Source organism: Inquilinus sp. OTU3971 (assembly GCF_038440215.1).
On sequence record NZ_JASATH010000261.1, the window covers coordinates 1 to 8799 of the forward strand.

The following is an 8799-nucleotide window of genomic DNA, read 5'->3' on the forward strand; positions in this document are numbered from 1 at the left end:
CAGCAACCGGGCCTGGAACCCGGCGTCGAGATTGCTGCCGGTGATCACCGACGCGATCCGGCGGCCGGCGAAGCGGTCGCGATTCGTCATCACCGCGGCCAGGCCGGCGGCGCCCGACGGTTCCGCCAGCACCCCGGCGGTGCGCAGCAGCAGCCGCGCCGCGTCGAGGATGGCGTCGTCGTCGACCAGCAGGATCTCGTCGACGCAGGCGCGCAGCTGCGCCACGGCCGAGGGCACCGGGCGGCTGATCGCCATGCCGTCGGCGACGGTGTCGGTGCCCGGCGTGTCGATCGCCCGTCCGGCGGCGAAGGATTGCGCCATGGCCGGTGCCCCGCGCGCCACCACGCCGACGATTCTGACCTCCGGCGCCTGCGCCTTGAACCAGGAGCCGATCCCGGTCGCCAGCGCCCCGTCGCCGATCTGCACGATGACGTCGTCGACCTCGTGGCCGGCGGCGGTCAGCTCCTGTGCGATCACGCCGGCGCCGGCGGAGATCACCGGGTGGCCGCCATCCTCGATGAACAGCGCCCCGGTTTCCGCCGCGATCCGGCGGGCCAGGTCCTTGCCGGCGCCATCCTCCGCATCGGCCAGCCGCACCGTGGCGCCGAGCCGTCGCATCGCCTCGAGCTTCAGCGGATTGGCCCAGGCCGGCGCCAGGATGGTGGCGGCGATGCCGCGCCGGGCGGCCGCCCGCGCCAGCCCCTGGCCGAAATTGCCGCTGGATGTGGCGACCACCGCGGCCGGGCGCGGCTCCAGCGCCGCCACCACCGCCTCGGTGCCGCGCCCCTTGAAGGAGCGGATCGGGTTCAACGTCTCCACCTTCAGCAGGCAGGCACAGCCCAGCGCCTCATCCAGCGCGCCGTGCCGCATCGCCGGCGAATCGAGGAACACCGGATCGATCGCGGCCCGGGCGGCAAGAATCTGCTGCGGCTTGATCGGCGGTCCTGCCTGCGAATCCATGGGTCGTCTCCCGGTTGAGCTGCCGGGACTCTAGCCGGCACCGCCTCGGCTGTTGTTGAAATCTCATGCGCGTGGACGCAAAATTCTTGCATGAGCACCAAGCCCGCCCCGGCCCTCGATCGACTCGACCACAAGCTGCTGGCGCTGCTGCAGGCCGACAGCGGTCGGACGCTGGAGGAACTCGGCGACACGGTCGGCCTGTCGCCCAGCGCGGTGCAGCGCCGGATCGCCCGCTACCGCGCCGACGGCCTGCTGCTGCGGCAGATCGCGGTGCTCGACCCCGGCCGGCTCGACAGCGTGGTGCTGGCCGCGGTGTTCGTGATGCTGGAGCAGGAATCGGTCGCCCTGCACCGCACCTTCAAGGACCGCATGCGGGCGGCGCCGGAGGTGCAGCAATGTTATGACCTGGCCGGCAGCCGGGACTATCTCGTGATCCTCGCCGTCACCGGCATGCGGACCTGCCGCGAGGTCGTCGACCGGCTGTTCATGACCGACCCGAACATCAAGCGCTTCGACACCCATTTCGTGTTCGACGCGGTGAAGACGGGGCTGGCCCTGCCGACCGCCGGTGCCGGGACATGAGCGCCGCGCAATTTCGTTGACGGGAGTCCGCCGCTGCCTATGATGCGGCCCCGCGCGGGCGTGGCGGAATTGGCAGACGCGCTGGACTCAAAATCCAGTTCTGGTGACAGAGTGTCGGTTCGACCCCGACCGCCCGCACCAGCTTCCTGAAGTCGTCGCCCCTATTCCGGTGCCAGCTCGCGCAGCGCCATGCGCTTATAGGTCTCGACCAGCGCATCGCCCTCCTCGCGGCCGACCGAGATGGCGAGCCGCATTGTCGTCTCGCCCAGCTGCATCACCAGGAAGGCGCGGGTGAACTGCCCGGCCCGGTCGGCTCCGGGGTCGATCCGGGCCAGGACCTCGGCCAGGACCCTGCCGTTGATCCGGCTGTCCTCGAGGTCGATCTCGCGCAAGCCCTTGTCGGCCTGCAGGCCCGACCAGATGTCGCGCATCACCGGCTCGGCCAGGAACAGCCCGTAATAGGTGTCGACGAGCCGGCCGAAGGCGTCGCGCAGCCCGGCGGCGTCGCGCACGTCCCGCAGCCCCTCCTCGATGCAGGCCCGCCCCTCGGCGTTGATGCGCTCGGCCAGGGTGCGGATGATCGCCGCCTTGTCCGGGAAGTACTGGTACAGCGAGCCGATCGAGATGCCGGCCTTCGCCGCCACCTCGGCCATGCGCAGCGCGTCGCTGCCCTGCGCTGCGATCAGCCCGGTCGCCACCGCCAGGATCCGCTCCACCCGCTCGCGGCTGCGGCGCTGGCTCGGCGCCCGGCGCAGCGGGCCCGCCGGATCGGCGGCTTGGGTGTTGGCGGGGCTGGCGGCAGCCATGACGGTTCCTTCGGGATTCCACTTGACGCGATAAATGTGAGAGATTATCACATTTTCAAACATGATAAACACTCACATTAGGAGAGGATCATGGCCCCGTCGGCGAGTCCGATGCAAGAGCGCAAACCGGTCCTGGTCGTCGGCGGCACCGGCAAGACCGGCCGCCGCGTCGCCGAACGCCTGACGAAGCGCGGCGTCCCGGTCCGGATCGGCTCCCGCTCCGCCAACCCCGCCTTCGACTGGGAGGATCCGTCCGGCTGGCCCGCGGCGTTGGACGGCGTCGGTGCCGTCTACATCACCTATTATCCGGACCTCGCCGCGCCGGGGGCGCCCGAGGCCGTCCGCGCCCTGGTCGGCCAGGCCTTGGCGCAGGGCGTCCGCCGGCTGGTGCTGCTGTCCGGCCGCGGCGAGGAGGAGGCGCAGCGGGCCGAGCAGGTGCTGCAGGACTCCGGCGCCGACTGGACCATCGTGCGGGCCAGCTGGTTCAGCCAGAACTTCAGCGAGAGCGTGCTGCTGGAGGGCGTGCTGGCGGGCGAGATCGTGCTGCCGGCCGACGAGATCGGCGAGCCCTTCATCGACGCCGACGACATCGCCGATGTCGTGGTCGCGGCGCTGACCGAGGACGGCCATGTCGGCCAGCTCTACGAGGTGACCGGCCCGCGGCTGCTGACCTTCGCCGAGGCGACCGCCGAGATCGCCCAGGCCTGCGGCCGCCCGGTCCGCTACATCCGCGTGCCGGCACAGGACTTCGCCGCGGCGCTGGCGGAGCAGGGCTCCCCGGCCGAGGTCACCGAGCTGCTGCTCTACCTGTTCACCACGGTGCTGGACGGCCGCAACGCGTATCTGACCGACGGCGTGCAGCGCGCGCTGGGCCGCGCGCCGAAGGACTTCGCCGACTATGCGCGCGACACCGCCGCATCCGGCGCCTGGGCCGGCTGAGCCGCCCTCCCTTGCCCCTGACGATGGAGAGCTGAAATGGGCGAGCGCCTGATGTCGGTCCTGGTCTTGCTGTCGGCGCTGGGCTCCGGCCTGGTCGGCGGCATCTTCTTCGCCTTCTCGACCTTCGTGATGGGCGCCCTCGCCCGCCTGCCGGCGCCGCAGGGCATCGCCGCCATGCAGTCGATCAACATCGTGGTGATCAACCCGGTGTTCATGGCCGCCTTCATGGGCACGGCGGTGCTGTGCCTCATCGTGGCCGCCGGCGCCCTGTTCGGCTGGTCCGGCCCCCGTCCCACCCTGGTGCTGGCCGGGGCCTTATTCTACCTCGTTGGCAACATCGTGGTGACGATGACGGGCAACGTGCCGCTGAACGACGCCCTCGCGGCGGTCGACCCGGCCAGCGCCGAAGGCGCCGCCGTCTGGGCCCGCTACCTGTCGACCTGGACCACCTGGAACCATGTGCGCACGGCGACCGGCCTGGCGGCGGCAGCCTGCTTCATCCTCGCCTGGCGCTGGCCGGCCGCGGCCTGATCGCGGCCTCCGCGCATCCGGTCGCGGCCGGGGAACTCCCGGCCGCCCGGGGCGTTCGCAAAGGGAGGGCGACAGCCCCTCGGACCGATGCGATGGAGGCCCGACACATGCAGAAGCCGTTACAGCTCTCGTTCAAGAACATCGAAGGGTCGGAGGCGATGAAGTCGATCGTGCGCCACCGCGTCGGCCGGCTCGATCGCCTTTACCCCCACCTGATCGGCTGCCGCGTGGTGATCGAAGCCCCCCATCGCAGCGCCCAGGGCGCACGATCACCGCTCGGCATCTCGGTCGAGGCCGAGATCCCGGGCAAGCCCATGGTCGTGGTCAAGGACATGGAGGAGCGGCGCAACCCGCGGGACCATGCCGCGGTGGTCAACCGCAGCTTCGACGTGGTCGAGCGCAAGCTGGACGAGGCCGCCCGCATCATCCAGGGCGAGGTCAAGGCGCATGAGGCGTCGGGCGAGACCGGCACGATCTCCCGCCTGTTCCCCGACCGGAACTACGGCTTCGTCGAGGCGAAGCAGGCCGGCAGCCTGTACTTCACCCGCAACGCCGTGGTCGACGGCCGCTTCGACGAGCTGGCGGCCGGGATGATGGTGCATCTGACCCTGGCCACCGGCGAGGGCCCGATGGGCCCGCAGGCCAGTTCCATCCGCCTGCTGGGCGCCGACCGCAGCGGCGAGTGAGGCCGGCCTAAGCCTTCCCCAGCCCGCCGACGATCAGCGCCGCCAGGGCCTCCATGGCCCTGGCCCCGTCCACCCGGCCGCGCAGCATGTCCCGCGAGATCGCCTCCGCCGCGCCGATCAGGCCGACGCAGCGCAGGTGCAGCGCGTCCGGCGGCAGGCTCGAATACGGCGCCAGCGCCTCCTGGTAGAAGGCGACATAGCGGTCGAGCAGCCGCTGGTGGAACGCCTCCATCTGCCCGTCGCCGCTCAGCGCGGCGGTGATGGCATGCGCCTCCGACCCGACGGTCAGATAGCAGGTCATGTAGGCGTCGCTCATCACCCAGGCGACATCTTCGAGCCGTCGCGGCGTGCGCTCGAGCGCCTGCAGCAGCGCCGCCACCTGGCGGTCGTCGATGCGCTCATAGAGGGCGATCAGCAGCCCGGAGCGGGTGCCGAAATGCTCATAGGCGATCGGCTTGCTGACGCCGGCGCGCTCGGCGAGGCGGCCGAGGGTCAGCGCATCGGTCCCTTCCTCGCGCACGATCGCCAGCGCGGCGTCGAGCAGCTGGTCGCGCCGCTCCGCCTTGGGCAGCTTCCTGGCAGGGGCTGGGCTCATCTCCTGATCCGCACTCCTCGGCCGGGCATCCGTTCGGCCTTGAAATTACCATTGGTAACTTACCAAATGTAAGTTCGCGTGATGGCCGGCAAGGGGCCGGCCGGTCCGCATCCTCATCAGGAGCCATGGTAATGCCCGCGACCCAGCAGAAACCAGTTCTCATCATCGGCGGATCCGGCGTCGTCGGCGCCCGCGCCGCCAGGACGCTGCGGCGGCTGCAGCCGGGGCTGCCGATCACCATCGGCGGCCGCGATCTGGCCAGGGCCGAGGCGGTGGCCCGTGAGATCGGCGGCGCCGACGCGGCAATGATCGACCTGGAGCGGCCGGACCTGGGCCAGCCGGACCGGGCCTTCGGCGCCGTCGCCGTCTTCGTCAAGGATGCCACCCTCAATTCGCTGCGCTTCGCCCAGGCCCGCGGCGTGCCCTATGTCGGCACCTCCAGCGCCGTGTTCGAGATCGGGCCGGAGGTGGCGCAGGCGATCCACCGCCCGGCCGCGCCGGTGCTGCTGGCCAGCCACTGGCTGGCCGGAGCGGCGCTGCTGCCGACCCTGCATTTCGCCCGGGCGTTCCGGCGCGTCGACAGCATCCGGATCGGCGCCCTGCTGGACGAGCAGGACATGGGCGGGCCGGCCGCCGCCGCCGACTACGACCGCATCGTCACCGCCACCACCCGGGTCCAGGTGCTGCAGGACGGGCACTGGCGCTGGATCGGCGGCGAGGAGGCGGCCGCCACCTACCGCAGCGTCGACGGTGTCGAGCTGCCGGCCCAGGCCTATTCGCCGATGGATGTGGTCAGCCTGGCGGCCGCGACCGAGGCGCGCTCGATCCGGCTCGACCTCGCCTATGCCCAGTCGGCCAGCCGCCGGCGCGGCGAGGCCTTCTCGACCGAGATCGCGATCGAGATCGCGGGCGAGCGCCCGGACGGCACGGCGGGACGCAGCCGGCACGAGCTGGTCCATCCCGAGGGCCAGGCGCCGCTGACGGCGCTGGGCATCGCCTCCGCGGTGGAGCGACTGCTCGGCCTGGCCGGCGGCGCGCCTGCGGCACCCGGGCTGCACCTGCCGGAAACCCTGCTCGACCCGGCCGAGATGGTGCGGCGGCTGGAGGCGTTCGGCGCGCAGATCCGGGAAGTCCGGCCCTCGGGCTGAAAGCACGCCACGGGCAGGCGGCCCGGCCGCGCGGGTTGCATTGCAAACGACCATCTGCGCGAGCTATAGGCTGAAGTGGTTGCGTATGGAGGGCCGGGCGGCTTCGGGCCGGTCCTCCGAAGGTTTCGGCTGTTCGTCCTTTTCAACAGCGCTGGTGATTCATGTACCGCAATTTTGACGACAATCTCATCGACCTGAACGGCAAGGTCCTTTTCGTCACGGGCGGCACCGGCTCCTTCGGGCGCAAATTCGTCTCCACCATCCTGCAGCGCTATCAGCCGCGGAAGCTGATCATCTTCTCGCGCGACGAACTCAAGCAGTACGACATGCAGAACGCCGTGCGGGCCGCCTACCCCGCCGAGGTCCATGCCTGCATGCGCTTCTTCCTCGGCGACGTGCGCGACCGCGAGCGGCTGGCGCTGGCCACCCGCGGCGTCGACTACATCATCCACGCGGCGGCGCTGAAGCAGGTTCCGGCGGCGGAGTACAACCCGTCGGAATGCATCCACACCAACATCATCGGCGCCGAGAACGTGGTCTGGGCGGCGCTGCAGAACCGGGTCAAGAAGGTCATCGCCCTGTCGACCGACAAGGCCTGCAACCCGGTCAACCTGTACGGCGCCACCAAGCTGGCCTCGGACAAGACCTTCGTCGCCGCCAACAACCTGTCGGGCGACATCGGCACCCGCTTCTCCGTGGTCCGCTACGGCAACGTCGTCGGCTCGCGCGGCAGCGTCGTGCCGTTCTTCCGTCAGCTGCTGGAGCAGAAGGCTGAGTCGCTGCCGATCACCGACGACCGCATGACCCGGTTCTGGATCACGCTGCAGCAGGGCGTCAACTTCGTGCTGTCGAACTTCAAGATCATGCGCGGCGGCGAGATCTTCGTGCCGAAGATCCCGAGCATGAAGATCACCGAGCTGGCCCGCGCCCTGGCGCCCGGCCTGCCGCACCGCATCGTCGGCATCCGCCCGGGCGAGAAGCTGCACGAGGCGATGATTGCGGTCGATGACTCGCATGCGACGGTGGAGCTGGCCGACCGCTACGTGATCGAGCCGCAGTTCGGCGAATACACCCGCACGTCCTTCGCCAGGGAAGGCGGCGGCAAGCCGGTGGCCGACCGCTTCAGCTACGGCAGCGACAACAACACCGAATGGCTGGACGACCGCGCGCTGCTGGAGATCCTGGAGCGGCACGCGACCTGACGGCCCCTCCGGGCCGTTTCCAACTCCCAGGACCCGCGCGGTTCGGAGGCGATCACCGTGACCTTCCTGCCCTATGGCCGCCAGTATATCGACCAGGACGACATCGACGCCGTCGCCCGGGCGCTGCAGGCCGATTTCCTGACCACCGGCCCGACGGTCGGCGAGTTCGAGCGCGCCTTCTGCACCGCCACCGGCGCCCCCTTCGCCGCCGCCTGCTCGAACGGCACCGCGGCGCTGCATCTGGCGATGCTGGCGCTTGGCCTCGGGCCCGGCGATGTCTGCGTCGTCCCGGCGGTGACCTTCCTGGCCACCGCCAACTGCGCCCGCTTCGTCGGCGCCGAATTGGTCTTCGCCGATGTCGACCCGGAGACCGGGTTGATGCGGCCGGAGGATCTGGAGGCGGCGGTCGCCCGGATCCCGCAGATCCATCCGCAAGGCCGCTTCCGCGCCGTGCTGCCGGTCCATCTGGCCGGCCAGACCGTGGCCCTGGCGCCGATCGCCGAAATCGCCCGCCGGCACGATGCCTTCGTGATCGAGGATTCCTGCCACGCCCTGGGCACCGAATACGAGACGGCTGAGGGCCGGGTCCAGGTCGGCACCTGCACCCATTCCGACCTCGCCTGCTTCTCCTTCCACCCGGTCAAGACCATCGCGCTGGGCGAAGGCGGCATGGTCACCTCGGCCAGGCCCGAGCTGCATCGAAAGCTGGCGCGGCAGCGCTCGCACGGCATGACCCGGGACCCGGACGCCTTCGTCAACACCGAGCTGGCGGTCGACCCTGCCCAGGCCGGGGTGAACCCCTGGTACTACGAGATGCAGGAGATCGGCTTCAACTACCGGCTGACCGACATCCAGGCGGCGCTCGGCATCAGCCAGCTGCGCAAGCTGGACTGGTTCAAGGCCCGGCGCCGGGCCCTGGCGGCGCGCTACGACGAGGCGCTGGCGCCGCTGGCCCCGGTGCTGCGGCCGATCGCCAAGGCGCCGGGCTGCGACCCGGTGCTGCATCTCTATGAGGTGCTGATCGACTTCGCCGCGCTCGGCCGGACCCGCGCCCAGGTGATGCGCGCCCTGCATGCCAAGGGCATCGGCACCCAGGTGCACTACATCCCGGTCAACCGGCAGCCCTATTACGAGGAGATCTACGGCCGCCGCCCCCTGCCCGGCGCCGAGTCCTTCTATGCGCGCTGCCTGTCGCTGCCGCTGTTCCCCGCCATGCAGGACGGCGATGTCGAGCGCGTGGTCCAGGCGCTGCGTGAGGTGATCGGATAAGGAAATGCATGTTGTTGCCTCTCCCGCTTGCGAGACCTTTTCACAATAGCTGAGCCCGCTCCTTTTGAGTCCCCCCTCCCC

10 protein-coding genes and 1 tRNA gene are annotated in these 8799 nt (G+C 70.5%); 8 read left to right on the forward strand and 3 right to left on the reverse strand.

Annotation, left to right across the window (positions count from 1 at the left end; all coding sequences use genetic code 11):
• Window positions 1–960, reverse strand: a 960-nt coding sequence (locus AAHM41_RS36780; RefSeq protein WP_342241603.1) for a threonine ammonia-lyase, incomplete at its 3' end; no start/stop codon positions are given.
• Window positions 961–1050: 90 nt separating this feature from the next.
• On the opposite strand from AAHM41_RS36780, the gene AAHM41_RS36785 reads away from it, so the two are divergent.
• Both AAHM41_RS36785 and AAHM41_RS36790 read left to right on the forward strand, forming a co-directional pair.
• Window positions 1051–1542, forward strand: coding sequence for an Lrp/AsnC family transcriptional regulator (locus tag AAHM41_RS36785; RefSeq protein ID WP_342241604.1), 492 nt, complete (start codon window positions 1051–1053; stop codon window positions 1540–1542).
• Window positions 1543–1596: 54 nt separating this feature from the next.
• Window positions 1597–1683, forward strand: a tRNA-Leu gene (locus tag AAHM41_RS36790).
• Between the two features lie 20 nt (window positions 1684–1703).
• On the opposite strand, the gene AAHM41_RS36795 is transcribed toward AAHM41_RS36790, so the two are convergent.
• Window positions 1704–2348 (reverse strand): TetR/AcrR family transcriptional regulator, encoded by a 645-nt coding sequence (locus tag AAHM41_RS36795; RefSeq protein ID WP_342241605.1) that lies wholly within the window; start codon window positions 2346–2348, stop codon window positions 1704–1706.
• 111 nt (window positions 2349–2459) lie between these two features.
• Between AAHM41_RS36795 and AAHM41_RS36800 the strand changes: the two genes are divergently transcribed.
• The 3 genes from AAHM41_RS36800 (at window position 2460) to AAHM41_RS36810 (ending at window position 4504) form a co-directional block, all read left to right on the forward strand.
• The gene (locus AAHM41_RS36800; RefSeq protein ID WP_342241606.1) at window positions 2460–3287 is read left to right on the forward strand and encodes an NAD(P)H-binding protein; all 828 of its coding nucleotides are present in this window, start codon (window positions 2460–2462) and stop codon (window positions 3285–3287) included.
• Between the two features lie 36 nt (window positions 3288–3323).
• Window positions 3324–3818, forward strand: a complete 495-nt coding sequence (locus AAHM41_RS36805; RefSeq protein ID WP_342241607.1) for an anthrone oxygenase family protein — start codon at window positions 3324–3326, stop codon at window positions 3816–3818.
• A gap of 107 nt (window positions 3819–3925) precedes the next feature.
• Window positions 3926–4504, forward strand: coding sequence for an HPF/RaiA family ribosome-associated protein (locus AAHM41_RS36810; protein ID WP_342241608.1), 579 nt, complete (start codon window positions 3926–3928; stop codon window positions 4502–4504).
• A 7-nt stretch (window positions 4505–4511) separates the two neighbouring features.
• Here AAHM41_RS36810 and AAHM41_RS36815 read toward each other — a convergent pair whose 3' ends face one another.
• Window positions 4512–5099: a TetR/AcrR family transcriptional regulator gene (locus AAHM41_RS36815; RefSeq protein ID WP_342241609.1), complete on the reverse strand. Its 588-nt coding sequence runs from the start codon at window positions 5097–5099 to the stop codon at window positions 4512–4514.
• A gap of 131 nt (window positions 5100–5230) precedes the next feature.
• Here AAHM41_RS36815 and AAHM41_RS36820 point away from each other — a divergent pair, with 131 nt between their 5' ends.
• The 3 genes from AAHM41_RS36820 (at window position 5231) to pseC (ending at window position 8718) form a co-directional block, all read left to right on the forward strand.
• Window positions 5231–6247, forward strand: coding sequence for a hypothetical protein (locus AAHM41_RS36820; RefSeq protein WP_342241610.1), 1017 nt, complete (start codon window positions 5231–5233; stop codon window positions 6245–6247).
• 161 nt (window positions 6248–6408) lie between these two features.
• Window positions 6409–7449: a UDP-N-acetylglucosamine 4,6-dehydratase (inverting) gene (gene pseB, locus AAHM41_RS36825; protein WP_342241611.1), complete on the forward strand. Its 1041-nt coding sequence runs from the start codon at window positions 6409–6411 to the stop codon at window positions 7447–7449.
• Between the two features lie 57 nt (window positions 7450–7506).
• On the forward strand, window positions 7507–8718 hold the full coding sequence (gene pseC / locus AAHM41_RS36830; RefSeq protein ID WP_342241612.1) for a UDP-4-amino-4,6-dideoxy-N-acetyl-beta-L-altrosamine transaminase: 1212 nt from the start codon (window positions 7507–7509) through the stop codon (window positions 8716–8718).
• Window positions 8719–8799 lie beyond the last annotated feature (81 nt).